This window comes from Agrobacterium sp. CCNWLW155 (assembly GCF_036888815.1).
Taxonomy (GTDB): domain Bacteria; phylum Pseudomonadota; class Alphaproteobacteria; order Rhizobiales; family Rhizobiaceae; genus Agrobacterium; species Agrobacterium radiobacter.
Window position 1 is genome coordinate 91,997 of the sequence record NZ_JBAKFW010000004.1, and the last position, 23,263, is coordinate 115,259.

25 protein-coding genes are annotated in these 23,263 nt (G+C 60.9%); 17 read left to right on the forward strand and 8 right to left on the reverse strand.

Features of this window, described 5'->3' with window-relative positions; genetic code table 11:
• Positions 1–6: 6 nt before the first annotated feature.
• Entirely contained in the window at positions 7–663 is a 657-nt protein-coding gene (locus V6S97_RS14920; RefSeq protein WP_162266787.1) for a DNA-3-methyladenine glycosylase family protein, read from the reverse strand.
• Between the two features lie 39 nt (positions 664–702).
• Between V6S97_RS14920 and gluQRS the strand changes: the two genes are divergently transcribed.
• Positions 703–1,602 (forward strand): tRNA glutamyl-Q(34) synthetase GluQRS, encoded by a 900-nt coding sequence (gene gluQRS / locus V6S97_RS14925; protein WP_334427295.1) that lies wholly within the window; start codon positions 703–705, stop codon positions 1,600–1,602.
• On the opposite strand, the gene V6S97_RS14930 is transcribed toward gluQRS, so the two are convergent.
• The gene (locus V6S97_RS14930; protein ID WP_031234460.1) at positions 1,570–2,487 is read right to left on the reverse strand and encodes a YihY/virulence factor BrkB family protein; all 918 of its coding nucleotides are present in this window, start codon (positions 2,485–2,487) and stop codon (positions 1,570–1,572) included. The genes gluQRS and V6S97_RS14930 overlap by 33 nt on opposite strands.
• Positions 2,488–2,667: 180 nt before the next feature.
• Between V6S97_RS14930 and V6S97_RS14935 the strand changes: the two genes are divergently transcribed.
• The 7 genes from V6S97_RS14935 (at position 2,668) to V6S97_RS14965 (ending at position 7,985) form a co-directional block, all read left to right on the forward strand.
• Positions 2,668–3,501, forward strand: a complete 834-nt coding sequence (locus V6S97_RS14935; RefSeq protein ID WP_087745915.1) for an SDR family oxidoreductase — start codon at positions 2,668–2,670, stop codon at positions 3,499–3,501.
• Between the two features lie 16 nt (positions 3,502–3,517).
• A complete protein-coding gene (locus V6S97_RS14940; RefSeq protein WP_003497428.1) occupies positions 3,518–3,715 on the forward strand; it encodes a twin transmembrane helix small protein in 198 nt (65 codons plus the stop codon).
• A gap of 1 nt (position 3,716) precedes the next feature.
• Positions 3,717–4,295, forward strand: a complete 579-nt coding sequence (locus tag V6S97_RS14945; RefSeq protein WP_003509589.1) for a cob(I)yrinic acid a,c-diamide adenosyltransferase — start codon at positions 3,717–3,719, stop codon at positions 4,293–4,295.
• Between the two features lie 32 nt (positions 4,296–4,327).
• The gene (locus tag V6S97_RS14950; protein WP_003509590.1) at positions 4,328–5,101 is read left to right on the forward strand and encodes a rhomboid family intramembrane serine protease; all 774 of its coding nucleotides are present in this window, start codon (positions 4,328–4,330) and stop codon (positions 5,099–5,101) included.
• Between the two features lie 184 nt (positions 5,102–5,285).
• Positions 5,286–6,032 carry an electron transfer flavoprotein subunit beta/FixA family protein gene (locus tag V6S97_RS14955; RefSeq protein ID WP_080864778.1) on the forward strand — a complete coding sequence of 249 codons (747 nt, stop codon included), beginning with the start codon at positions 5,286–5,288 and terminating at the stop codon, positions 6,030–6,032.
• A gap of 25 nt (positions 6,033–6,057) precedes the next feature.
• Entirely contained in the window at positions 6,058–6,987 is a 930-nt protein-coding gene (locus tag V6S97_RS14960; protein ID WP_080866932.1) for an electron transfer flavoprotein subunit alpha/FixB family protein, read from the forward strand.
• 116 nt (positions 6,988–7,103) lie between these two features.
• Positions 7,104–7,985: a 3-hydroxybutyryl-CoA dehydrogenase gene (locus tag V6S97_RS14965; protein WP_003509938.1), complete on the forward strand. Its 882-nt coding sequence runs from the start codon at positions 7,104–7,106 to the stop codon at positions 7,983–7,985.
• 37 nt (positions 7,986–8,022) lie between these two features.
• Here the strand turns inward: V6S97_RS14965 and V6S97_RS14970 are convergent, their stop codons facing one another.
• Together V6S97_RS14970 and tlpA are read right to left on the reverse strand one after the other, a co-directional pair.
• Positions 8,023–9,270, reverse strand: coding sequence for an MgtC/SapB family protein (locus V6S97_RS14970; protein WP_003509936.1), 1,248 nt, complete (start codon positions 9,268–9,270; stop codon positions 8,023–8,025).
• Positions 9,271–9,405: 135 nt separating this feature from the next.
• A complete protein-coding gene (gene tlpA, locus V6S97_RS14975) occupies positions 9,406–10,074 on the reverse strand; it encodes a thiol:disulfide interchange protein TlpA (protein WP_003509934.1) in 669 nt (222 codons plus the stop codon).
• Positions 10,075–10,096: 22 nt separating this feature from the next.
• Between tlpA and argH the strand changes: the two genes are divergently transcribed.
• The 4 genes from argH to V6S97_RS14995 all read left to right on the forward strand — a co-directional run bounded on the left by argH (position 10,097) and on the right by V6S97_RS14995 (position 15,956).
• Positions 10,097–11,497, forward strand: a complete 1,401-nt coding sequence (gene argH / locus V6S97_RS14980) for an argininosuccinate lyase (RefSeq protein ID WP_003509932.1) — start codon at positions 10,097–10,099, stop codon at positions 11,495–11,497.
• A 94-nt stretch (positions 11,498–11,591) separates the two neighbouring features.
• Positions 11,592–11,795 (forward strand): LPS translocon maturation chaperone LptM, encoded by a 204-nt coding sequence (lptM, locus tag V6S97_RS14985; RefSeq protein WP_003509930.1) that lies wholly within the window; start codon positions 11,592–11,594, stop codon positions 11,793–11,795.
• Positions 11,796–11,808: 13 nt separating this feature from the next.
• Complete coding sequence (gene lysA, locus V6S97_RS14990; RefSeq protein ID WP_334427304.1) at positions 11,809–13,077, forward strand: diaminopimelate decarboxylase; 1,269 nt, start codon at positions 11,809–11,811, stop codon at positions 13,075–13,077.
• Positions 13,078–13,256: 179 nt separating this feature from the next.
• The gene (locus tag V6S97_RS14995) at positions 13,257–15,956 is read left to right on the forward strand and encodes a TIGR02302 family protein (RefSeq protein WP_112295534.1); all 2,700 of its coding nucleotides are present in this window, start codon (positions 13,257–13,259) and stop codon (positions 15,954–15,956) included.
• A 263-nt stretch (positions 15,957–16,219) separates the two neighbouring features.
• On the opposite strand, the gene V6S97_RS15000 is transcribed toward V6S97_RS14995, so the two are convergent.
• From V6S97_RS15000 to V6S97_RS15010, 3 genes are all read right to left on the reverse strand, one after another.
• Positions 16,220–16,579: a response regulator gene (locus V6S97_RS15000; RefSeq protein ID WP_003509924.1), complete on the reverse strand. Its 360-nt coding sequence runs from the start codon at positions 16,577–16,579 to the stop codon at positions 16,220–16,222.
• A 142-nt stretch (positions 16,580–16,721) separates the two neighbouring features.
• Positions 16,722–17,264: a hypoxanthine phosphoribosyltransferase gene (gene hpt, locus V6S97_RS15005; protein WP_003509922.1), complete on the reverse strand. Its 543-nt coding sequence runs from the start codon at positions 17,262–17,264 to the stop codon at positions 16,722–16,724.
• A gap of 68 nt (positions 17,265–17,332) precedes the next feature.
• The gene (locus tag V6S97_RS15010; RefSeq protein WP_065695115.1) at positions 17,333–18,004 is read right to left on the reverse strand and encodes a DUF3426 domain-containing protein; all 672 of its coding nucleotides are present in this window, start codon (positions 18,002–18,004) and stop codon (positions 17,333–17,335) included.
• Between the two features lie 199 nt (positions 18,005–18,203).
• Between V6S97_RS15010 and ftsE the strand changes: the two genes are divergently transcribed.
• The 4 genes from ftsE to V6S97_RS15030 all read left to right on the forward strand — a co-directional run bounded on the left by ftsE (position 18,204) and on the right by V6S97_RS15030 (position 21,619).
• Positions 18,204–18,863, forward strand: coding sequence for a cell division ATP-binding protein FtsE (ftsE, locus tag V6S97_RS15015; RefSeq protein ID WP_003497447.1), 660 nt, complete (start codon positions 18,204–18,206; stop codon positions 18,861–18,863).
• Entirely contained in the window at positions 18,856–19,863 is a 1,008-nt protein-coding gene (locus V6S97_RS15020; protein ID WP_003509918.1) for a cell division protein FtsX, read from the forward strand. The genes ftsE and V6S97_RS15020 overlap by 8 nt, the downstream gene beginning before the upstream one ends.
• Positions 19,864–19,991: 128 nt before the next feature.
• Positions 19,992–20,708, forward strand: a complete 717-nt coding sequence (locus tag V6S97_RS15025; RefSeq protein WP_334427541.1) for a YdcF family protein — start codon at positions 19,992–19,994, stop codon at positions 20,706–20,708.
• A gap of 113 nt (positions 20,709–20,821) precedes the next feature.
• Complete coding sequence (locus V6S97_RS15030; RefSeq protein ID WP_003509902.1) at positions 20,822–21,619, forward strand: lysophospholipid acyltransferase family protein; 798 nt, start codon at positions 20,822–20,824, stop codon at positions 21,617–21,619.
• Here the strand turns inward: V6S97_RS15030 and V6S97_RS15035 are convergent.
• On the reverse strand, positions 21,592–22,143 hold the full coding sequence (locus V6S97_RS15035) for a gamma-glutamylcyclotransferase (protein WP_003509900.1): 552 nt from the start codon (positions 22,141–22,143) through the stop codon (positions 21,592–21,594). The genes V6S97_RS15030 and V6S97_RS15035 overlap by 28 nt on opposite strands.
• A gap of 49 nt (positions 22,144–22,192) precedes the next feature.
• Between V6S97_RS15035 and V6S97_RS15040 the strand changes: the two genes are divergently transcribed.
• On the forward strand, positions 22,193–23,194 hold the full coding sequence (locus V6S97_RS15040; protein ID WP_080866936.1) for a DUF2125 domain-containing protein: 1,002 nt from the start codon (positions 22,193–22,195) through the stop codon (positions 23,192–23,194).
• Positions 23,195–23,263: the final 69 nt, after the last annotated feature.

The following is a 23,263-nucleotide window of genomic DNA, read 5'->3' on the forward strand; positions in this document are numbered from 1 at the left end:
GGAGTATCAGGGTAAAGGCACCATGGCGCGCCGCATGATATTGGCGTAGTAGCCCCAGAAAAGCCGCGCGGCCACGGAGCGCCAAGGCGACCAGAGTGCCGCACGCTCCGCCAGCCATTTCGCTTCCGGCCTCACCTCCAGATCAAGCGCGTGAGCCACCGCCGATCTCAGCGCCACATCGCCGACCGGGAAAATATCCGGATGCCCGCCGCAGAACATCAGATAGACCTCCGCCGTCCACGGGCCGATACCACGAAGCGCAACCAGTTCGGAAAGGGCGGCAGCGGCTTCCTTGCGCACCACGCCATCAAGATCGATCTGCCCTTCCGTGACGGCGCGCGCCAGCCCTTCCAGCGTCGTCGCCTTGGCCCGGGAAAGGCCGAAGCCAGCGCGCAATTCCTCGGGTGCGCCGAGATAATTTTCCGCCGTGACCACGCCGCCGGTGCCGGTAAGGATACGCGCCCATATGGCGTTGGCGCTGGCGCGCGACACCATCTGCGACACGACGATATGGGCAAGGCCGGCAAAGCCGGGCTCGTGAATGCGCAGCTCCAGCGGACCGGCTTTTTCGATAATGAGGCTGAGAGCCGGATCGAGGTGGGCGAGATGCTCCAGCCCTTCGCTGATGTCATCCATCCCGGTGATGATTTTCATATCCGTCATTCCATATGCCGCCAGCCGGCTGGTGGGGCGCTTTAAAACATGGCAGAAGAAACCATGCCTTCGCCTCTCCGTCAAAAACCGGTTTACCGTTTTGCGCCAAGCCCCAACGGCCTGCTGCATCTCGGCCACGCGCTTTCCGCCTTCCTGAACCATGACATGGCACGTGACAATGGCGGCCGCTTTCTGCTGCGCATCGAGGATATCGACCAGACGCGCTGCACGCCGGAGCTGGAGCAGGCGATCCATGATGATCTCGGCTGGCTGGGACTTTACTGGGAAGAACCGGTGCGGCGGCAATCGGAACATTTCGATGAGTATCGCGCGGCGCTGGACATGCTGATCGACGCGGACCTCGCCTATCCGGCTTTTCTCAGCCGTGGGGAAACAAAGGCCGTCGTTCGTACTTTTGAGGCGGAGGGAAGGCTCTGGCCACGCGATCCTGATGACGCGCCGCTTTACCCGACCATAGACCGGGAGAGGCCAAAGGCGGAGCGGGATGCGCTTTTGGCCTCCGGCCGGCCGCATGCCTGGCGGCTCGACATGGAAAAGGCGATGCGCGCCGCCGGCATCCCCCTGTTCTGGCAGGAGAGCGGCGACGGCGAGACCGGGCAGATCGAGGCCCTTCCCGCGCTCTGGGGCGATGTGGTGCTGTCGCGTTCCGACGCGCCTTCGAGCTATCATCTCTCCGTTGTGGTTGACGATGCGCTGCAGGGCATCACCCATGTGGTGCGCGGCATGGATCTCTTCCACGCAACCGCCATCCACCGGCTGCTGCAACACCTGCTGGACCTGCCGCAGCCCGCCTATCACCATCACCGGCTTATTTTGGGTGCAGACGGCCGCAAGCTTTCGAAAAGCGAAGGCAGCACCGGCCTTTCCGCCCTGCGGGCGGAAGGGGCGACGCCCTCAGATATCCGCCGGCTTGTCGGTCTCTTCTAGCGCCCGCTCCCGGCGCGCGCCGCTGCCGCCGATATTGCGGCGGATGATCTGCCGCACCTTGTATTTCATCAGCGCGGCATTGACCTCCGCACCGAGCATGAAGATGACGCCGACCATGTAAAGAAACACCAGAACCACCATGACGGAGGCAAGACCGGCATAGGTGGCGGCATAATTGGCGAAGGTGGAGAGATAATAGGCAAAGATCGCCGCGCCGATGACCCAGAAGATCATCGTCAAGAGAATGCCCGGCCAGACATCCCAGATACGGCGTTTGCCGGCGGGCAGCCAAAGATGCGCGGCCACCAGCCCCGCCGTCAGAACCACGATGGTGCCGTAAAGACCAAGGCTGGAGATGGTGTTCAGCACATCCGTCAGCCACGGGAACCGCTGCTCGGCAAAAGAGGTGGCAACCGGCACGGCAACAAGCACGATGCTTATGCCGGCAAAGACGACCACGGCGATCAGCACATAAAGCAGGCTGAGCAGGCGGGTCACATACCACCATCGCGTTTCGGTGACACGATAGGCGCGGTTGAGCGAAATTCGGAGCGCCTCGACGCCATTGGAGGCAAAATAGGCGGCGGCCAGCACCGAAATCGTCAGCAGCCCGCCGCGCGGAATGGTCAGCACCTGCTGCACCTGCGCCGCCAGCGGCCCGGCAATCGCCTCAGGCCAGGTGTCGAAAATCAGATGCACCGCCGTTTCGGAAAACTGGTCGGCCCCGAGAAAACCGGCAAGCGCCGTACCGAAGATCAGAAAGGGGAACAACGCCAGCAGGATGGAAAGCGCCATATGGCTCGCCATCGCCCAGCCGTCATCCTCGGCGAAATGGGAATAGGCATCGAAGGCAACCTTGCCTGCCAGGCGCACTGCGGCAACCATGTCACCTCCATTCATCGGCATTTCATTTGTAACTTCGTCCCGAATATGGGAAATCAGCTTCGCTTTGTACAGCGCGCAAGCCCGGCTTTCGGTTCCGTCACTGAGAAGGATTTTGCGCAATGCGTTTTCCATGGGCCGGTCAAACGGGCCAGAGCGATAGTCGGTTTCCCGGAGCGGCAGATGTCTGAAAAGCCCGTCATCATCATCACCGGATGTTCCTCGGGCATCGGCGCTTATTGCGCCGGCGCGCTCCACCGGGACGGCTGGCGGGTTTTCGCCACCGTGCGCCGTATCGCCGACATGGCCGCGCTTGAAAATCAGGGCATCGAAACCCTGATCATGGATTACACCAAGCCCGAAACCATCGCCGCGCTGGTGGATACCGTCGCCGCCCGAACCGGCGGCCGCATCGATGCGCTTTTCAACAACGGCGCCTATGGCCAGCCGGGCGCGGTGGAGGACCTGCCTGTCGAAGCGCTGAGAGCCCAGTTCGAAACCAATGTCTTCGGCTGGCACGATCTGACACGGCGGGTCATTCCCTTCATGCGCGCCCGCGGCGTCGGCCGCATCGTGCATTGCTCCTCCATTCTCGGCCTCGTGCCCTATCGTTATCGCGGCGCTTACACCGCTTCGAAATTCGCGCTTGAGGGGCTGGGCGTCACCTTGCGCATGGAGCTTCAGGGCAGCGGCATCCATGTGAGCCTGATCGAACCCGGTCCCATCACCTCGAAATTCACCGCGACGGCGCTTGCCCATATCAACGAGCATATCGATCTCGAAAATTCGGCCCATGCGGCGGAATATAAACGCCAGCTGGCGCGCATGGATGGCTCCGGTCCAGTCAACCGTCACAAGCTTGGTCCCGATGCGGTTTATGCCGTGCTGAAACACGCCCTGACGGCGGCAAAACCGAAGCCGCATTATCCCGTCACGGTGCCAGCCAAACAGGGGCTTATCCTGAAACGGCTCTTGCCTGCCGGACTTTTCTATCGTCTGCTGCGCAGATTCGATTGAGGAGGAGTAATACCGCATGTCCGGCTTCACCACCGTTCTGGCCCTTATCGTCATGGGCCTCGTCGTCATCGTGCTGATACGCGGCCTCTTCAACATGCTGAAGGGGCAGGATGCCAACCGGTCCAACAAGCTGATGCAGCTTCGCCTTCTCTTGCAGGCCATCGCCATCGTGCTGATCATGCTCACCCTCTGGCTCACCGGCGGTGGCCGCTGACATGGTGAAACTGAACAAGATCTACACCCGCACCGGCGACAAAGGAACGACCGCGCTGGTTTCCGGCCCGCGCCGGCTGAAGCACGATCTTCGCGTCGAGGCCTATGGCACGGTGGACGAGACCAATTCGGCCATCGGCGTCGCGCGACTGCATACGGGCGGGCTGGAACGGCTGGATGCCATGCTCTTTCGCATCCAGAACGATCTGTTCGATCTCGGCGCCGATCTCGCCACGCCCGATAATGGCGAGCCGCTTTCTTATGAGCCGCTGCGCATCGTTGAAAGCCAGGTCACCCGGCTGGAAAATGAAATCGACGAACTCAATGCCGCCCTCGAACCGCTGACCTCTTTCGTGTTGCCGGGCGGCAGCGCGGCAGCGGCCAATCTGCACCTGGCGCGCACCGTCTGCCGCCGGGCGGAGAGGCTGATGGTAGAGCTTTCCGTTTCCGAGAATGAGATCGTCAGCCCGGCAGCGTTGAAATATGCCAATCGCCTGTCCGATTTCCTGTTCGTCGCGGCCCGTTTCGCCAATGATGCCGGCAAGGCCGACATATTGTGGGTTCCGGGCAAGAACCGCTAGATCGCATCGCTTGCGCAAATGAAGGACGTTCGATGTTCATACCGCTGCACGATGCGAACTCCCTCAAGCATATCCGGCTGCAATATGTCACCATCGGCCTGATCGTGGTCAATGTGCTGGTCTGGCTGTTTACCGGCGTGCTTGCCAGCGATACCGAGGCCAATGCCGCAGCGCTCGGCCTTGGTTTCATTCCGGCCGTGGTGTTCGACTACGCCTATCTGGAACCGGCCCTGCAGGTGGTGCCTGACGATCTGACCGTCATCACTTACGCATTCCTGCATCTCGATTTCTGGCATCTGGCCGGCAACATGCTGTTTCTCTGGGTCTTCGGCGACAATGTCGAGGACGCGCTTGGCCATTTCCGTTTCCTGATCTTCTATCTTGCCTGCGCCATTGTCGGCGCGCTGTTTCACGGCGTCGTCTCACCCACGTCGGAAGGACCGCTGATCGGCGCTTCGGGTGCGGTTTCCGGCGTGGTCGCGGCCTATTTCCTGCTGCATCCCAGGGTGCGCGTCTGGGTGCTGGTTCTCATGCGCATTCCGCTTCCCCTGCCCGCCTTCATTCCGCTGGCTCTGTGGATTGGCCAGCAGTTCCTGATGCTGGCGCTGGGGCTCGAGGAAAACGTCTCCTGGGGCGCCCATGTCGGCGGCATAATAGCAGGCGCGATCCTGGTGGTTTTCATGCGCAGGCGAGGCGTGCCCCTGTTTGACCGCACCATTGTTGCGCCGAGGGCGGCGCAGTTCAAGAATACGTCGCAAACGGCAGGGTTGTCGCAAATCGAACGGGGCTATGACGGGGGTAGATGAGACCCTGCGTGAGAGATAGAGTATTTACGTTAACGTCAACGTAAGATATGCCTTACGTGCATGTGATAATGAAGATTGCTCCGTTGTATTTGCGGGAAAAATGCTTATCCATGTCGCCAACCTGTTTTTGGAGGTCCGCGCGGTCAACTGGCCAAAGCGGACAGGAGTTTGAGGAAAGCCGCCGATGAAAATCCTTGTCCCCGTTAAACGAGTCGTCGATTACAACGTGAAGATCCGCGTGAAATCGGATGGTTCTGGCGTTGAGCTTGCCAATGTGAAGATGTCGATGAACCCGTTCGACGAAATCTCGGTGGAAGAGGCCCTTCGCCTGAAGGAAGCCGGCAAGGCCGAAGAAGTCGTGGTCGTCTCCATCGGCCCGGCCAAGGCGGAAGAAACGCTGCGCACCGCGCTCGCCATGGGCGCCGACCGCGCCATCCTCATCGAGACCGACGAAACGGTTGAGCCGCTCGCCGTCGCCAAGCTGCTGAAGGGTGTCGCTGAGGCTGAACAGCCCGGTCTCGTCATCGTCGGCAAGCAGGCGATCGATGACGACAGCAACCAGACAGGCCAGATGCTGGCCGCCCTTCTCGGCTGGGGCCAGGGCACGTTTGCCTCCAAGGTCGTACCGTCAGACGGCAAGGTCGCGGTCACCCGCGAAGTCGATGGTGGTTTGCAGACGATCGAGCTGAAACTTCCCGCCGTCGTCACCACCGACCTGCGCCTGAACGAGCCGCGTTACGCCTCGCTGCCGAACATCATGAAGGCGAAAAAGAAGCCGCTCGACAAGAAGGCTCCGGCCGATTTCGGCGTCGATGTTTCGCCGCGCCTGAAGGTGCTGAAGACCGAAGAACCTGCGGGCCGCAAGGCCGGCATCAAGGTTGGCTCGGTTGCCGAGTTGGTCGAAAAGCTCAAAGCCGACGGCGTCCTCTAAGGTTTCGGAAAAGGGAGATATTCTTATGGCCATTCTTCTTCTGGCAGAACACGACAACGCAACCCTTTCCGACCTGACGGCGAAGACGCTGACGGCGGCAACGCAGATTGGCGGCGACGTCCATGTGCTGGTTGCCGGCGCCAATGCCAAGGGCGCTGCCGACGCTGCCGCGAAACTCTCCGGTGTGTCCAAGGTGCTGCTCGCCGAAGACGCATCCTATGCCAACGCGCTCGCCGAGCCGCTGGCGGCGCTGGTTGTTTCGCTCAGCTCCTCCTATGACGTCATCATCGCCCCGGCGACAGCATCCGCCAAGAACGTGACGCCGCGCGTTGCGGCCCTTCTCGACGTGGCCCAGGTCTCGGAAATCATTGAAGTCGTCAGCCCTGATACCTTCAAGCGCCCGATCTATGCCGGCAACGCCATCCAGACGGTGCAGGCAACCGACGCCAAGAAGGTCATCACCGTGCGTCCGACCGCCTTTGCGGCAGCGGCCGAAGGCGGTTCGGCAACGGTCGAAACCATCGGCGCGGCGGCAAACCCCGGCCTTTCCAGCTTCGTTTCCGATGCCCTGGCGTCGTCCGACCGTCCGGAACTGACCTCTGCGAAGATCATCATCTCGGGCGGCCGTGCGCTTGGTTCTTCCGAGAAGTTCAAGGAAGTCATCCTTCCCGTCGCCGACAAGCTCGGTGCAGCCGTTGGTGCATCGCGCGCAGCCGTCGATGCCGGTTATGCGCCGAACGACTGGCAGGTGGGCCAGACCGGTAAGGTGGTTGCCCCGCAGCTTTACATCGCCGCCGGCATTTCGGGCGCCATCCAGCATCTGGCCGGCATGAAGGACTCGAAGGTTATCGTCGCCATCAACAAGGATGAAGAAGCGCCGATCTTCCAGGTTGCGGATTACGGCCTCGTCGCCGATCTGTTCGAAGCCTTGCCGGAACTCGAAAAATCGCTGTAATTTAAGCATAAATTGGAGGCGGCGCGTTTTTTAAACGCGCCGCCTTCTCTTTTTCGGCGATATGCGTAACATCGCCGGCAATAACGCAGACAAAATCCCTGAGAGGAGACCAACCTATGACCGCCCCCTTTAAAAACATCGGTGTCATCGGAGCCGGTCAGATGGGATGCGGCATTGCACATGTCTCCGCCATCGCCGGTTACAGGGTCCATATCTACGATCTTTCCAAGGAAGGCATCGAGGCCGGTCTCGCCACGATCAACGGCAATCTCGCCCGCCAGGTCACCAACGGCAAGCTTTCGGACGACGCCCGCAAGCAGGCGCTGGCGCTGATCAGCGGATCGACTGATATCAATGATCTGGCAGCCATGGATCTCGTCATTGAGGCCGCGACGGAAAATGAAGAGATCAAGCGCAAGATTTATGCGCAGGTCTGCCCGGTCCTGAAGCCCGAAGCGCTGCTCGCCACCAATACGTCTTCGCTCTCCATCACTCGCCTTGCATCCGCCACCGATCGTCCCGAGCAGTTCATGGGCATCCACTTCATGAACCCGGTGCCGGTCATGAAACTGGTGGAACTGGTGCGCGGCATCGCCACCAATGAAAAGACTTTCGACGCGGCCAAGGATTATGTGCGGACGCTGGAAAAGGCGATCACCGTCGCCGAGGATTTCCCGGCCTTCATCGTCAACCGCATCCTGCTGCCGATGATCAACGAGGCGATCTATACGCTTTATGAAGGCGTCGGCTCGGTGGAAGCCATCGATACCGCCATGCGGCTTGGCGCCAACCACCCGATGGGACCGCTGCAGCTTGCCGATTTCATCGGTCTCGATACCTGTTTGTCGATCATGCAGGTGCTGCATGATGGCCTCTCCGACAGCAAATACCGCCCATGCCCACTGCTGGTCAAATATGTCGAGGCCGGCTGGCTCGGCCGCAAGTCCGGCCGCGGATTCTACGACTATCGCGGCGAGACGCCGGTCCCCACGCGCTGAGCCCGGACCAATATCGTCTCTGCCTTCGGCTGAACTCTCAGGCAATCAGCAGATAAATGACCGCGCCAGCGCCGGCGGCGAGGACGGATGCGGCCGTGAGCAACCCGCAATAAACGAGCGTTCCGGAAACGGCAGCGACGAATACGCGGCCTACCGCGTTGGCGGCGAGAGCGGCGAGAATTGCGCTCGCCACGATATCAGGCGAAAGATTCTGCGCGTTGGCTCGCAACGCACTGAGAACGGCGACATCGGCATCGAATATGGCCGACAAAGCCGTGAGGGCGATGAAACCACCCGTGCCGATCCAGACGAGAAGAACGGCATTCAGCGTTCGCGTTGCAGCAAAGAGCGCGGCGAAGATGGCAAGGGGCACCAAGTCGAACGGATTTTTTGCGTCGATTTCCTGTCCGGGCTGCGTGTCCTGCAGCCTTATCAGGCCGGCGCCGCTCAATCCGAGAACCAGTGCAGCGGTCAGCGTTGCCGGTGCGATGAGGGAAAACGTCGTCAGCGAGAGGGCGAGGACGATAGCGAGAACCCGAAGCAGCGATACAGCCGCGGCCAGCGCCGCCACACCGGCAAGAGGCCAGACGTTTTCACCGCTTTTCGCCTTCTGCCCGAAGCTGGCGGTTACGGCGGTCGATGAAACCAGAGCACCCGCCAGCCCGGTCACCAGCAGGCCGCGGGTTGAGCCGAGCAACCGCACGGCAATATAGCCGCAATAGGAAATCGTGGCGCTGAGCACGGTGAACAGCCATATTTCCCAGGGGTTGAAACCGCCCCACGGATCGATTGTCCGGTTTGGAAGGATCGACAGGCCGACGGCGGTCATCACTGCAAGCACCAGCGCGGAGCGAAGCTCGATCCATGTCAACCGTTTCAGCAGACGGTGGAGAACTTCCCTGCCCGCAAGCAATGCCGCAAGGGCCGCGCCACCAGCCGCCGCCGCCTGATATTGTTCCGTTACCGCAAGCCCGCCGAGGGCAAAGACGCAGAGCGCCGCAACCACGCCGGTGACACTGAAATCATTGTCATGGCGCGCCTCACGCAGCTTGAACCACGAAAAACTGAATGCGAATCCCAGAAAACCCGCCGCAAAGGCGAAGGCATTGCCCTGCTCATCGGCCAAGATGCCGAAGATGCCACCGAGCAGGCCGGCAATGCCATAGGTCCTGATCCCGGCGGTACGGCTGCCCGCCGGCGCATCACGCTCCCGCCAGCCGCGCTCAAGGCCGACGAGCAGGCCGATGGCAAGGGCAAGACCAAGCCGGGGGATAAGCAACTCCATGTCGGCACCTATTCCATGGCGGAAGCAGGATCATTATACGGGGCGGGTGCCGGCTTGTCTGCACCGGCCCATCCGCTGGACAGGCCTGTCTTGAGGGCGGTTGCGGCTCTCAACTCATGGATCCAGCCACCGGCATCATTTTCCCGTCGCGGCGGTCACCAGCGCCTTGGCATCCTCGCTGTCCCACGCGGCCGGGCCGTTCATGGCCGCGAGCAGGCAGCCATTTTCATCCAGCAGCAGGGTTGCCGGCAGGCCAAAAGCGAGGCCTTCCTTTTTCAAAACGTTGAAGACGCCCATGGAACTGTCGCGGTAGTGCTTCAGAGCGTCGATCTTATATTCATCCATGAAGGCTTTCGGTTTTTCATCCGCGCCGACATCGATATTAACGGCAACGACCTCAAAATTCTCGCCGCCCTTTTCCTTCTCCAGCGCGTTCAGAGCCGGCATCTCTTCCCGGCAGGGCACGCACCATGTGGCCCAGAGGTTGAGAAGGACCGCCTTGCCCTTGAGGTCGGCAAGCGTCATGTCCTTAGCCTCCGGTCCCTTGAAGGACAGCGGGATGACGCGCGGCTTGTCCGCCGCCGACATGGCCGCCACCTGCCCTTTCAGAAACGGCTTCAGCGAAGCGATGCGGTTTGCCGCACCTTCACATAAACCGCCCTCGGCCACCGCTGCCCCTTGAACCGGGCTCTCAGACCCAATATGCCTGAACCAGACCGCGCCAGCACCGGCGAGCACACCGGCCACGGCAGCAATTGCAACCAATTTGGCGGAAGGAAGCCTGAACGGCCTTTTTTCTGTCATCGAATACTCCAGGGCACTTAACATGGCTGACGGCACAGATCAGAAATCCTCCAACCAGATGTGGGGCGGACGTTTCGCTTCCGGGCCATCTGCCATCATGGAAGAGATAAATGCCTCCATCGGCTTCGACAAGAAGCTTTACGCCCAGGACATCCGCGGCTCTATGGCGCATGCCGCCATGCTGGCGGAAAAAGGCATTATTTCGCAGGAAGATAAAGACAAGATCGTTCACGGCCTGAACACGATCCTGTCAGAGATTAAGGCCGGCACCTTCGAATTCTCGCGCAAGCTCGAAGATATTCACATGAACATCGAGGCGCGGCTTGCCACCCTCATCGGCACGGCGGCCGGCCGTCTGCACACCGCCCGCTCGCGCAATGATCAGGTGGCGCTCGATTTCCGCCTGTGGGTCAAGGAAGAATTGCAGAAGACGGAGAGCATGCTGACCGCGCTCATCGCCGCCTTCCTCGATCGCGCCGAAGAAAATGCCGATACGGTCATGCCCGGCTTCACCCATCTGCAGACAGCCCAGCCCGTCACCTTCGGCCATCATTGCATGGCCTATGTGGAAATGTTCGGCCGTGACCGCGCCCGCGTGCGCCACGCCATCGAGCATCTGGATGAAAGCCCGATCGGTGCTGCCGCTCTTGCCGGCACCGGCTACCCCATTGACCGCCACATGACGGCGAAGGCGCTCGGCTTCCGCGAGCCGACCCGCAATTCCATCGACACCGTCTCCGACCGCGATTTCGCGCTGGAATTCCTGTCGATCGCCTCGATCTGCGCCACGCATCTGTCGCGTCTCGCCGAAGAAATCGTTATCTGGTCGACGCCGCAATTCGGCTTCATCCGCCTGTCGGACGCTTTTTCCACCGGCTCCTCGATCATGCCGCAGAAGAAGAACCCTGACGCAGCCGAACTGGTGCGCGCCAAGACCGGCCGCATCAACGGCTCGCTGGTAGCGCTTCTGACTGTCATGAAGGGCCTGCCGCTCGCCTATTCCAAGGACATGCAGGAAGACAAGGAACAGGTTTTCGATTCCGCCGAAAGCCTGGAACTGGCGATTGCCGCCATGACCGGCATGATCCGCGACCTTGAAGTGCGCAAGGACCGCATGCGCGCAGCAGCCGGTTCGGGCTATTCCACCGCAACCGATCTCGCCGACTGGCTGGTGCGCGAGGCGGGTCTGCCCTTCCGCGATGCTCACCATGTGACCGGTAATGCCGTGGCGCTGGCGGAAAAGAAAGGCTGCGATCTGGCCGATCTTTCGCTGGAAGACCTGCAGGCCATCCACCCCGCCATCACCAGCAGCGTTTTCGACGTTCTTTCGGTCGAGGCATCGGTTGCCAGCCGCGTGAGCTTCGGCGGCACGGCTCCTTCGGAAGTGCGAAAGCAGATCGCCTGGTGGCGTGGACGCAACTGATAAAATCGCGTTACGCTGCGATCACCAGAAACAGGGTGCACAAGCGCCCTGTTTTTCGTTATCAGAGAGGCACATATTTCCTTTGGACAGGCTCATGCTTTCAAAAACCGCGCGCAAACTCATCGTTCCCATCGGCATGACGCTCGCCGTCAGCCTTGCTCTCAGTGCCTGCGGGCGAAAAGGCGATATCGATCCGCCGAGCACGCCGGTCGAAATGCGCAACAAACGCGCCGCCGATGGAAGCGAGCCGAAGCCGGCAACGGCTGAGCGTCCGTTCATTCTCGACAAGCTCCTCTGACGGGTAAAAAGCCGTGAACCATTTTGGCTATATCGACGGCGTGCTGCACGCCGAAAACGTGCCCGTTCCTGAGATCGCCAAGGCGGTCGGCACGCCGTTCTATGTCTATTCGACCGCGACGCTGGAACGCCACTACAAGGTGTTCTCAGGCGCTTTTGCCGATGTGGACGCCATGGTCTGTTACGCCATGAAGGCCAATTCCAACCAGGCGGTGCTGAAGACGCTGGCAAAGCTCGGCGCGGGCATCGATGTCGTGTCGGGCGGCGAATTGCGCCGGGCGCTCGGCGCCGGCGTGCCGGCAAGCCGCATCATGTTTTCCGGCGTCGGCAAGACCGTGGCGGAAATGGATTACGCGCTGGAAGCCGGCATCTATTGCTTCAACATCGAATCCGAGCCGGAGCTGGAAGTCCTCAACCTGCGCGCCGTCAAGGCCGGCAAAAGGGCGCATGTCTCCTTCCGCATCAATCCTGACGTGGATGCGCGCACCCATGCCAAGATTTCCACCGGCAAGAAAGAAAACAAATTCGGCATTTCCTATGAGCGGGCGCGTGCAGTCTATGCCCATGCCGCCACCCTGCCCGGCATCGAGGTCACCGGCATCGACATGCATATCGGCAGCCAGATCACCGAATTGCAGCCTTTCGAGGATGCCTTCCGGCTACTGCGCGAACTGGTCGAGGCGCTGCGCACCGACGGACACACGATCAGTCATGTCGACATCGGCGGCGGTCTCGGCATTCCCTACCGCGACGACAACAACCCGCCGCCGCTGCCGGATGCCTATGCACATATCGTCAAGAATGAACTGAAAAGCCTCAACTGTAAGATCATCACCGAACCGGGACGCCTGATTGTCGGCAATGCCGGTATTCTGGTGACTGAGGTGATCTATGTGAAGGATGGCGGCGAGAAGACCTTCGTGATCGTTGACGGCGCGATGAACGACCTCATCCGCCCGACGCTTTACGAGGCCTATCACGGCATTCGCCCGGTCGCGCAGCCCGCTGTAGACGCGCCGCGTATCAAGGCCGATATCGTCGGCCCCGTCTGCGAAACCGGTGACTATCTGGCGCTGGACCGCGAGATGGCCGCACCGCAGCCGGGTGATCTGATTGCCGTCAGCTCCGCCGGTGCTTATGGCGCGGTGCAGGCAGGCACCTATAATTCGCGCCTGCTGGTGCCGGAAGTGCTGGTGAAAGGTGACAAGTTCCACGTCATCCGCCCGCGCGGCACCTATGAAGAGCTGATCGCTCTCGATTCCGTACCCGTCTGGCTCGATTGATTTCGCCTGTCGCACCGCGTGACCGATCACAATCAAGCGAAGTTGCCTAAAAAATGGGGGTGAGCATCCGCTTGCCCTCGTCTTCGCCACAAAGAATGTTATCCTTGCCCCTCAGGATACAAGCAGCTCGCCGTTCCGGGAATGGCGTTTGACGTGGCCAGAACCGGGAGAACGGATTGATGACCACAACCGGAGAGGACAGGACAGGCAGAAAGCGCCCGACCGGCGCATTCGCGCAGCGGCCGGACCTTGCCCGTCTGGTTGCCGCCAAGCGCTTCTTCGCGAAAATCGTGCTGCTCTGCGAGAAAATCGCACCTAAAACCCTGTGGCCGCTCTCCATCGCCGCCGTGTTTCTGGCGCTCGCCTGGTTCGGCCTTTACCGACACATGCCGGATTTCCTGCGGCTTGGCATCGTTTTTGTGCTGGTTTTCAGTTTTATCGCCACGCTTCTGCCGATCCTCAGGCTGAAATGGCCGACAGATAATGACGCGTCGCGCCTCCTCGAGGATCGGAACGGTCTCGCGCACCAGCCAGTCGGCGTGCAGGAAGACGAACCTGCCTTTGACACACCATTTTCCCGCACACTCTGGAAAGAACACCAGATTCGCATGGCGGAGCGCATCGCCGCGCTCAATGCCGGCCTGCCGAAACCCGATATCGCCCGTTATGACCGGCTGGCGCTGCGCGCCATTCCGGCACTGCTTCTGGTCACTGCTTTCGGTTTTTCCTATTCCAACGGCGCGGGCACCGTTGCCGATGCTTTCCGCAGCCGGCCGGTCGTCGGTCCGCTCAATCCGGATATTCGTCTCGATGCCTGGGTCACGCCGCCCGCTTATACCGGCCGCGCACCGATTTTCCTGACCGGGCGTGACGCAACCAACCGCGACGCGGTTTCCGTGCCGCAATCCTCCAAGCTGACGATCCGCATGACCGGCGGCGATGGCGGCGAGGAGGTGACCTTCGAACCGGAAATGGCAGGCGCATTGCAGAAGCTTGCACCGGAAGCGGCGCGCGCCGACAGTGCAAGCGGCGAGGTCGCCGTTCAGGCGCCGGTGCGTTCGGCGGATCAGCCCGTCGCGCCGCGCACCTTCGCCATGGATGTCACCGAAAGCGGCATGATTACCGCCAATGGCGAGCAATGGGTCTTCAACGTCATTCCCGACCAGCCGCCCAGCATCGCCTTCGACAACATGCCGCGCCGGGCCGTCAACGGCGCGCTGGAAGTGGGCTTCACGGCCAAGGACGATTACGGCCTGAAGGAAGCCCATGCGATCATCGAGCCGCTTGGCGTAGCGGAAGGCGCAACCGCACTTTACCCGGCGCCGGAATTCAAGCTCGATCTGCCGCGGCAGAACAATCGCGAAATCAAGGGCCTGACCAGCCGCAACCTGACCGAACATCCGATGGCGGGCAAGCGCGTGCGCATCACGCTGGTGGCGACCGACGGCGCCGGCCAGACCGGCCGCAGCCCCGCGCATGAAATGGTGCTGCCGGGCCGTAACTTCTCCGAACCGCTGGCGGCCTCCATCGCCGAACAGCGGCAGATTTTCTCACTGGACACGCGCCAGATGCCGAAGGCCATCGCCTATAACGAGGCGGTAGGCCTGCGCCCGGAAGAGACCATTCCCAACACCACGCATTATCTCCTGCTGCAATCGGCGCAGACCCGCATGCGGCTCGCCTATAATGAGGAGATGCTGAAGGATACGGCTGATTACCTCTGGGAAATCGCGCTCGGCATCGAGGATGGCGACCTTTCGCAGGCCGAAAAGCGCCTGCGCGATGCGCAGACGGCGCTTTCGGAAGCGTTGCAGCGAAATGCCTCCGACGAGGAGGTCGCCAAGCTGATGCAGGAACTGCGGGAAGCGATGCAACAATTCATGAACGAGCTTGCGCAGCGCATGCAGAACGCGCCGCAAGCCAACATGAACCAGCAGGCGCAGAACGTGCTGCGCCAGCGCGATCTGGAAAACATGATGAACCAGATCGAGAACCTCGCCCGCTCCGGCAACCGCGACGCGGCGCAGGAAATGCTCTCGCAGCTGCAGCGCATGATGAACAATCTGCAGGCAGGCAGGCCGCAGCGTCAGGGCCAGCAGGGGCAGCAGCAGAGCAGCAAGATGCGCCAGCAGATCGACAAGCTGGGCGAAATCCTGCAGCAGCAGCAGAAGCTGATGGACGAGACTTTCAAGCTCGATCAGGCGCTGCGCGACCGCATGCAGCGCGGCGACCCGCAGCAGGGCGGCGAAAGCGAAGACGACCACCAGATGGGCGAGAACGGCCAGCCGCCGCAACAGGGACAGCAGGGCGAACAGGGCGAAAATGGCCAGCAGGGTGGGCAGCAACAGTCTGACCAGATGACTGCGGAACAATTGCGCGAAGCGCTGAAAAACCTGCGGGCCCAGCAGGATGCACTCGGCAAGCAACTCGGCGAATTGCAGCAGGGTCTTCGTGATCTCGGCATGGAACCGGGCGAAAACTTCGGCAAGGCGCAGCAGGAAATGCAGGGCGCCGGTGAAGCACTGGGCAAGGGTCAGGGCGAACAGGCTGTCGAAGGCCAGGGCAATGCGCTGAACGCGCTGCGACAGGGCGCGCAGGACATGATGGGCCAGATCATGCAGGCCATGCGCCAGCAGGGTCAGCAGCCCGGGCAAGGTCAGGAAGGCATGGCCGGACAGGGCGGCCAGAACGGTCGCGACCCGCTCGGCCGTCCGCGCAGCACCACCGGCCCGGATTTCGGCGATCAGGTGAAGGTGCCTGACGAGATCGACGTTCAGCGTGCCCGCGAAATCCTCGAGGCTATCCGTGAAAAGCTCGGCAACAACCCGCCGGGGGAAATCGAGCGGCGTTATCTGGAGCGGTTGCTGGATATCAAGTGAGGCGCATGCCCGATTTACTCAGTGCGCTCCAGTACAGCCAGTTTTAAAGAGTAAAGTTTCTCGGTCATGCCGGACTTGATCCGGCATCCAGCAGACGCGCGTCTGCGCGGCGAGACGACTTTTTTCAGCCCAAGTCCTTGGGCTGGCTGGATCCCGGCTCAAGGCCGGGATGACGGAAGTGGAAGCGGAAAGACCATCGGGTAAGTCTGGTCAACAAAAAAGGCGGCCGACGGCCGCCCTTTTCAAATTTCTATAACCTTCGCTCACGCCGCGAGCGCACGGGCGACAGCCTTGCGGATATCGGGAAGCGCGAAGGGTTTGGAAACCACATCGACAATCTTTTCGGCCAGATCATCAGCGCGTTCGCGCTGTTCGGCATAACCGGTCATCAACAAAATGCGCATGGCTGGGAAGCTTTCGGCGGCGCGGTGCGCCAGCTCGATGCCATCCATGACCGGCATGCGGATATCCGAAAGAAGAAGATCGAAACTGGTTTCCTGGAGCTTCTCCAGCCCCTGCTCGCCGTCTGCCGCCTCATGGGTCTCGTGACCGTCGAGACGCAGGGCGCGGGCGACAAAAGCCCGCAATGCATCCTCATCTTCGGTAATCAGAATCTTCGCCATCAATCATTGCTCCTGGGCATCATTTCCAGCCGTGAGCAACATCGCAGGCTCCTCTTTTCAAGAGGTAAACACCCAGGCTTTGGCTGGGTGAATGGTTAATGAGGCGTCTCCGCCCTGTGCCGTTCCGGCACGGGAGAAGTAGTCAGGCGTCGCCGGTCACGACGCCGACGAAAGGCAGTTCGCGGAAGGCATAGGCCACGTCCATGCCGTAACCCACGACGAAATAATCTGGACATTCGAAACCGACATAATCGGCCTCCAGATCTTCCTTGCGCTTCACCTTCTTGTCGAGCAGCACGGCGATGGTGACGTGGCGCGCGCCGCGCTCATAGAGCAGTTCCTTGGCGAAACGCAGCGTGCGGCCGGATTCCAGAATATCGTCGATCAGGAGCACATCGCGATCCTTCACATCGCTGTCGATATCCTTGACGATCCTGACGCCTTGCGAAACCGTGCCGGTGCCATAGCTCGACAGCGTGATGAATTCGACTTCGGGCGCAAGGCCGCTGTCATGCAGCGCGCGGATAAGATCGGCCGCGAAAATGAACGATCCCTTGAGCACGGCAATGACCAGCAAATCCTTGGTCGGGCCGCTGGCAATGTGCTTGGCCATGTCGCGATTGCGCTCGGCGATCTGCTCGGCGGTATAAAGCGGCTCGATATTTTTTCCACGGACGACGGGCATTCTTACTCCTGTGCTGCGCCTTGCCGATTTTACCTTTCAGTAAAAATAGAAGACAGGCGTTAGCACAGTCAGCGTTCGGACGCACCCGCCTCGACGAAGGAAAGCTTGATCTCTGGCGTTTTTCCACCGGGATGGCGCAGTTTTGCCGAAAAACCGTGACTGAAACCGGGCTGCATCTCTTTCACCGGCGGTTCGATGACCATGCTGGCCACCAGCTGCCCCTTGGCGGCGAAGAGATCGGCGCGAAGGGCCGGCACCTCTTCCAGATTGCCGCCATTGTTTTCCACGATGCCGTTGATGAGCAGAATATCCATGCCGCCCGCTTCCTGCGGGGTCACGGTAACATGGGAAATGGCGAGCGGGCTGACCGGGGCCGCGGCGGCCGTCTTTTCCGGTACTACGACCGAGAGACCACCCGAGCATACGAAGACAAAAATAGCGAGGCCGGCCACCAGTGCCGAATAGGCATCCGCCGAAAGGCGCGACAATCTGCGATCCACCCAGCCGATGAAGGCGAGGCCCAGCATGGGGAGGGTAATGGGCGGCTTTACCGCCTGCCGGCGCGCTGCGCCACGATTGTCATTTCCGGGCTGGCGCGCACGGTTTTCCTTGATGGTGACAAATTCAGCGTCTACCACGTCGCGGTCGGGATTTGCCGCCCGCGCCGAACGGCGCACCGGCGTTTCCGGCATCAGGAGGTCAAAATCGAATGCCGCTTGCCGGCGAGATGAACGGAACATAGCCATAGAATTCCCCGGTCAGGTTTTCCGGCCCGCAAAACTGGGCATTGCAACGAATCCTGCCAAGTTTTAAATTTAATTGGTTAATGCTTCGCAAAAACGGCTCGCACGGGTCACCGGATCCGGGTTAACCCCCGACACCGAACCCAACGCGCCAGCGGCTTGCGAACCACCACGAAACGAAGAGACTGGAAGTCCGTTGATCCATTTCGAAAATGTCGGGTTGCGTTACGGCATGGGACCCGAGATCCTGAGGGATATGACCTTCGACATTCCCAAGGGGTCATTCCAGTTTCTGACCGGCCCGTCGGGCGCAGGCAAGACGACGCTTCTGCGCCTGCTTTTGATGTCGCTGCAGCCGACGCGCGGCAATATCCGCATGTTCAACCGCGACGTGTCGCGCATCCCGCGCAGCGAGCTGCCGATGCTGCGCCGCCGTGTCGGCATCGTGTTTCAGGATTTCCGGCTGCTGGATCATCTGACGACCTATGAGAATGTCGCCCTGCCGCTGCGTGTGCGCGGCAAGGAAGAGAGCGCCTATCGCAACGACGTGATCGAGCTTCTGAAATGGGTCGGGCTCGGCGAGCGCATCAATGTGCTGCCGGCCATTCTTTCCGGCGGGGAAAAGCAGCGCGCCGCCATTGCCCGCGCGCTGATGGACCAGCCGGAAATATTGCTGGCCGACGAACCGACCGGCAACGTCGATCCGCCCATGGCCAAACGCCTGCTCAACCTCTTCCTGGAGCTCAACCGGCTGGGCACGGCCGTCGTCATCGCCACCCATGATTTTGGCCTGATGGACCAGATCGATGCGCGCCGGATGATCCTCACCGAAGGGCGGCTCGATATCTATGAATGAGATCAACCGCAAACAGCTGAAACCGGAAGCCGCGCAGCCGAAGCGCCCGCCCATGCGCATCCGCCCCATGGCGCCCATCCTGCCGCCCTCCAACATTCAGGGCAATGCGCTGATGGTGGTGATCGCCATCATGGCCTTCCTTGCCTGTCTGACGCTCGGCGCGGTCTCCATGGTGCGCGCCACCGCCGCCACCTGGCAGAGCCAGATTTCCCGCGAGATTACCATTCAGATCAAGCCTGAGGACGGGCTGGACATGAATGCGGCGCTGAACAAGGCGCGTAATCTGGCGCTCACCTTTGTCGGCACGCGGGATGGCACGATCCTCGACGATGCGGCGACATCGCGCCTGCTGGAACCATGGCTCGGCAGCGGTCTCGACCTTTCCGAACTTCCCATTCCGCGTCTCGTCGTCATCACCATCGATGAAAGCAATCCGCCCGATTTCCAGGCCATGCGGGATATGCTGAAAGCGGAAATCCCGCAGGCATTTCTCGACGATCACCGCACCTGGGTCGACAGGCTGGTCTCCATGGCCAGAACTACAGTCATGATCGGCGTCGGCGTCCTCATCCTCGTTTTCACGGCCATGGTGCTGACGGTGGTGTTCGCCACGCGCGGCGCGCTTTCCGGCAACCGGCATATTGTCGAGGTGCTGCATTTCGTCGGTGCCGAAAGCAGCTTCGTGGCGCGCGAATTCCAGAAGCACTTCCTGAAGATCAGCCTCAAGGGGGCAGCGGCAGGCAGCGCACTGGCAGCCGCCGTGTTCCTGGTCGCCGGCTTCTGGCAATCGAGCACGGTCGCCACACCGCAAAGCGATCAGGCAAGCGCGCTTTTTGGCTCGTTTTCGGTCGGACTCGGCGGTTATCTCGGCATCGCCATGACGATGATCATCATCGCGCTTCTCACCACCATCACGGCGCGCATGACCGTCATCCGCACCATCGACGATATTGACCGCGTCCGCTCCGATCCATCGAAAAGTGACGGCCTCGCGTCGTGAGGATACCACCGGAATCCTGCGGTAGAACTGAAACCGTCACAGGCCGGATGTAACCTGCAGACGGTGGACAAAAATGCCTGTTCCTTGCCTTAATCGGCGAGTATTCAGGAGGAATGTTTGTGAGTCGGATGGACCAGGATCAGACGACGGCGCGGCCGGCCAGAAAGTGCCTGTTGTCGCGGCGTGGTCCTTTGCGCCGTTTTATTCGCGGCTTCATCCTGCTCTGCGTCGTTCTTCTTGGTGTTTTTTCAGGCGGCTTCCTGTGGTTTGCCGATTCCGTAGCCTCCATGCGCCCGCCGGAAGGGGCGAGAGGCGACGCCATCATTGTGCTCACCGGCGGCTATCAGCGTATCGAACAGGCGGTCGGCCTGCTCAGGGACGGCGTGGGCAAGCGGCTGTTGATATCAGGCGTCAACCCCGCCACCACCCGCTCGCAGATTCGCAAGATGACTCAAGGGTCATCCGACATGTTCTCCTGCTGCGTGGATATGGGCTACAAGGCCATAGACACGATCGGCAACGCCAATGAGGCGGCAAGCTGGATACGTGACCACAACTATTCCTCCATCGTCGTCGTCACCAACAATTATCATATGCATCGCAGCCTGCATGAATTGCGCAGCGCCAGCCCGCAGACGGAATTCATCGCCTATCCCGTCATCAGCGCCGATCTCGCCCGCACCAACTGGTTCGTGGAGCCGGATGTGGTGAGAACCATGCTCTACGAATATCTGAAGTTCGTGGCCGCGGCCGGGCGCGACCTCACCGGCTTCGGCAAGGGCGACGGGCTGCGCAAGGCAGCCGCCGACCACTCCACCCCGAAGGTGGCGACCGCTTCGCCCTGACCCGCGAGAACACCCTTGCTGCGGCCCCTTGTTTTCGTGTAGGCGTCTGGCATCGGCATCCGGCATCGAGGCGCTCAAAGTTTCGGAACGGCTGCATCCCGGGAAGGCTGTTGATGCTCAAGCTGCGCTCTTTTCTTTTCAATACGCTGTTTTATCTCAACCTGATTGTCCGCATGATCGTGCTGACGCCGATCTATTTCATCCTGCCCCGCAAGATCGCATTCGAAATTCCCAAGAATTGGGCGCGGTCCAACCATTGGCTGATGAAAACCATCGTCGGCACCACCTTCGAGATCGAGGGGCTGGAGAACATTCCCGAGACCGGCTGCATCTTTGCGCCGAAGCACCAGTCCTTCTGGGATACCTATGCGCTGCTACCCAATCTGCCGGACCCCGTTTACATTCTGAAGCGGGAATTGATGTGGATTCCGCTGTTCGGCTGGTATGTGATGAAACAGCGCATGATACCGGTCAACCGCGCCGCACGCGGCAAGGTGATGCTGAAGGTCATGGAGCGGGCGAAAGAGGAAATGGCCGCCGGCCGCGAACTCATCATCTATCCCGAAGGCACGCGCCGCCCGCCGGGCGCCGAGCCTGAATACCGTTACGGTATCGCCCGGCTTTACCGCGATCTGCAGGTGCCGGTCATTCCCGTTGCCATGCATCCCGGCCTGTTCTGGCCGCGCCGTTCCACGATGCGCTATCCCGGCCATTTCAAGGTGCGTATCCTGCCGGCCATCGAGCCGGGGCTGGACCCCGATGTGTTCTTCAAGCGTCTGATCGATGTGACGGAAAAGGCGAGCGACGAATTGCTGCTGGAAACCGTGCGCAACAATCCCCACCTGCCGCTGCCGCCGACTGCCGTAAAGCGGATCGCTGAACTTCAGGGCAAGGAAACCACGGCCGGCTGAGCGGCGAGCGTGCCGACATTTTTGGCAATGCTTTCCAGCAGTGAGTCGCGAATGCCCATCTCCTGCAGATGCTGCACGGTGTTGAAGACATAATCCGTATTCGGCCCGGACCGGCCCGTTGCCGCCGCGACGATGGTCGCCGATTCGGCAACGCCGAGACCGCCGATATATTGCTCATGCGCGGGGTCGGCCACATAGGTCACGGCGCTGCCGCGCCTGCCATCTGACAGTGCGATGGAAACCATCCGCTCCTTGTAGACATTGGTCACCAGTTCGCGCTCGCGCAGATAGACCATCACGGGGTCGCGGTCTTGTCCGCGCACGCGGAAGGCGACGCCGAGGCAGGAGCCGCCGCGCTCCAGACCGAGAACGAGACCGGGCTTTTCTTCCGTACCTCTATAGAAGTTGGAACTGATGCAGAGCGAGCGCCGATAACCGTGCAGCCGCGCCTGCTGCCTCTCCTCGAAGGCAAAGCCGGGGTTCCACATCAACGAACCGTAGCCAAAGACCCAAAAATCGTCCATATCCCAAGCCAAATCAAAATTCCCTGAAGTCTGTTCATCGGAGATCAATATGGCAGCGTCAAGCCAATCCGGCACGACCAAAAAATTCCTCTGGCTCGCCATCGCCATTGTGGTGGTCATCGGACTTTACACTGCCGGATGGTTTTATGCCGCCGACAGGCTGAAGCAGACGGTGCTGAACGTCATTTCTCCTTCGCAGGCCCGCAGCGTCAGCGGGGAATGCGGCGATATCGCCTTCAAGGGTTATCCCTTCCGCATCGGCCTCTTCTGCTCGAAGGTGACGGTGGATGACAGCCAGAACGGCGTTTCCGCTTCCTTCGGCGAACTTCGCTCGGCGGCGCAGGTCTATAATCCCGGCCATATCGTCTGGGAACTCGATTCGCCCGCGGAAATCCGTTCCGCCCACGGCCTGACGATTTCGGCTGCCTGGAAGAACATGCAGTCCAGCATCGTCACCAAACTGAAGGGCATTGACCGCAGCTCGCTCGTCATCGACGGACTGAAGGCGCAGGCGGTTTCCTCGGTCACCGGCCAGACCATCGATTTTGATGCCGTCAAGACGGAAATGCATCTGCGCCAGAACGGGGCCGATCTCGATGGCGCAATCACGCTCACCGATTCGGCGACCGTCATCAAGGACTGGCCGCAGGTTCTTCCCCGCCTCGATGCCATCGTTGATGTCACGCTCGCGGGCAAGGCAGGCATGGTGGATGGCAGCGACAAGTCGGGTCTCTATGGCGCAAGCGGCGAGCTTCGCCGTCTGGTGGCCGATATTGGCGAGGGCCGCACCATGCGCATCAGCGGCCCCTTCTCTTTCGACAATGAGGGCTATCTCTCCGGCCAGTTCAAGCTTGAGATCGAAAAGCTCGGCTCATGGTCTGATAATGCCAAGCAGGCCTTTCCGCAGCTGCAATCCACCATCGATACGGCCCGCAAGCTGCTCGGCGCGCTCGCCGGAGGTGGTGACCGGGCGTCCGTCGATCTCGTGGTGGACCGCGGCCGCGCCACGGTCAGCGGCTTTATCCCGCTTGGAAAGATTCCGCCGATCTGAGGGATTGATTTATACTCGACGTCATCCTCGGGCTTGACCCGAGGATCCATGCGCGTCGGATCGTGGATC

Excerpts from the sequence above, each read along its gene's own strand:
- V6S97_RS14920 (WP_162266787.1), bottom strand. The coding sequence starts at position 663 with ATGACGGATATGAAAATCATCACCGGGATGGATGACATCAGCGAAGGG.
- gluQRS (WP_334427295.1), top strand. The coding sequence starts at position 703 with ATGGCAGAAGAAACCATGCCTTCGCCTCTCCGTCAAAAACCGGTTTAC.
- V6S97_RS14930 (WP_031234460.1), bottom strand. The coding sequence starts at position 2,487 with ATGGTTGCCGCAGTGCGCCTGGCAGGCAAGGTTGCCTTCGATGCCTAT.
- V6S97_RS14935 (WP_087745915.1), top strand. The coding sequence starts at position 2,668 with ATGTCTGAAAAGCCCGTCATCATCATCACCGGATGTTCCTCGGGCATC.
- V6S97_RS14940 (WP_003497428.1), top strand. The coding sequence starts at position 3,518 with ATGTCCGGCTTCACCACCGTTCTGGCCCTTATCGTCATGGGCCTCGTC.
- V6S97_RS14945 (WP_003509589.1), top strand. The coding sequence starts at position 3,717 with ATGGTGAAACTGAACAAGATCTACACCCGCACCGGCGACAAAGGAACG.
- V6S97_RS14950 (WP_003509590.1), top strand. The coding sequence starts at position 4,328 with ATGTTCATACCGCTGCACGATGCGAACTCCCTCAAGCATATCCGGCTG.
- V6S97_RS14955 (WP_080864778.1), top strand. The coding sequence starts at position 5,286 with ATGAAAATCCTTGTCCCCGTTAAACGAGTCGTCGATTACAACGTGAAG.
- V6S97_RS14960 (WP_080866932.1), top strand. The coding sequence starts at position 6,058 with ATGGCCATTCTTCTTCTGGCAGAACACGACAACGCAACCCTTTCCGAC.
- V6S97_RS14965 (WP_003509938.1), top strand. The coding sequence starts at position 7,104 with ATGACCGCCCCCTTTAAAAACATCGGTGTCATCGGAGCCGGTCAGATG.
- V6S97_RS14970 (WP_003509936.1), bottom strand. The coding sequence starts at position 9,270 with ATGGAGTTGCTTATCCCCCGGCTTGGTCTTGCCCTTGCCATCGGCCTG.
- tlpA (WP_003509934.1), bottom strand. The coding sequence starts at position 10,074 with ATGACAGAAAAAAGGCCGTTCAGGCTTCCTTCCGCCAAATTGGTTGCA.
- argH (WP_003509932.1), top strand. The coding sequence starts at position 10,097 with ATGGCTGACGGCACAGATCAGAAATCCTCCAACCAGATGTGGGGCGGA.
- lptM (WP_003509930.1), top strand. The coding sequence starts at position 11,592 with ATGCTTTCAAAAACCGCGCGCAAACTCATCGTTCCCATCGGCATGACG.
- V6S97_RS14995 (WP_112295534.1), top strand. The coding sequence starts at position 13,257 with ATGACCACAACCGGAGAGGACAGGACAGGCAGAAAGCGCCCGACCGGC.
- V6S97_RS15000 (WP_003509924.1), bottom strand. The coding sequence starts at position 16,579 with ATGGCGAAGATTCTGATTACCGAAGATGAGGATGCATTGCGGGCTTTT.
- hpt (WP_003509922.1), bottom strand. The coding sequence starts at position 17,264 with ATGCCCGTCGTCCGTGGAAAAAATATCGAGCCGCTTTATACCGCCGAG.
- V6S97_RS15010 (WP_065695115.1), bottom strand. The coding sequence starts at position 18,004 with ATGTTCCGTTCATCTCGCCGGCAAGCGGCATTCGATTTTGACCTCCTG.
- V6S97_RS15020 (WP_003509918.1), top strand. The coding sequence starts at position 18,856 with ATGAATGAGATCAACCGCAAACAGCTGAAACCGGAAGCCGCGCAGCCG.
- V6S97_RS15025 (WP_334427541.1), top strand. The coding sequence starts at position 19,992 with ATGGACCAGGATCAGACGACGGCGCGGCCGGCCAGAAAGTGCCTGTTG.
- V6S97_RS15030 (WP_003509902.1), top strand. The coding sequence starts at position 20,822 with ATGCTCAAGCTGCGCTCTTTTCTTTTCAATACGCTGTTTTATCTCAAC.
- V6S97_RS15035 (WP_003509900.1), bottom strand. The coding sequence starts at position 22,143 with ATGGACGATTTTTGGGTCTTTGGCTACGGTTCGTTGATGTGGAACCCC.
- V6S97_RS15040 (WP_080866936.1), top strand. The coding sequence starts at position 22,193 with ATGGCAGCGTCAAGCCAATCCGGCACGACCAAAAAATTCCTCTGGCTC.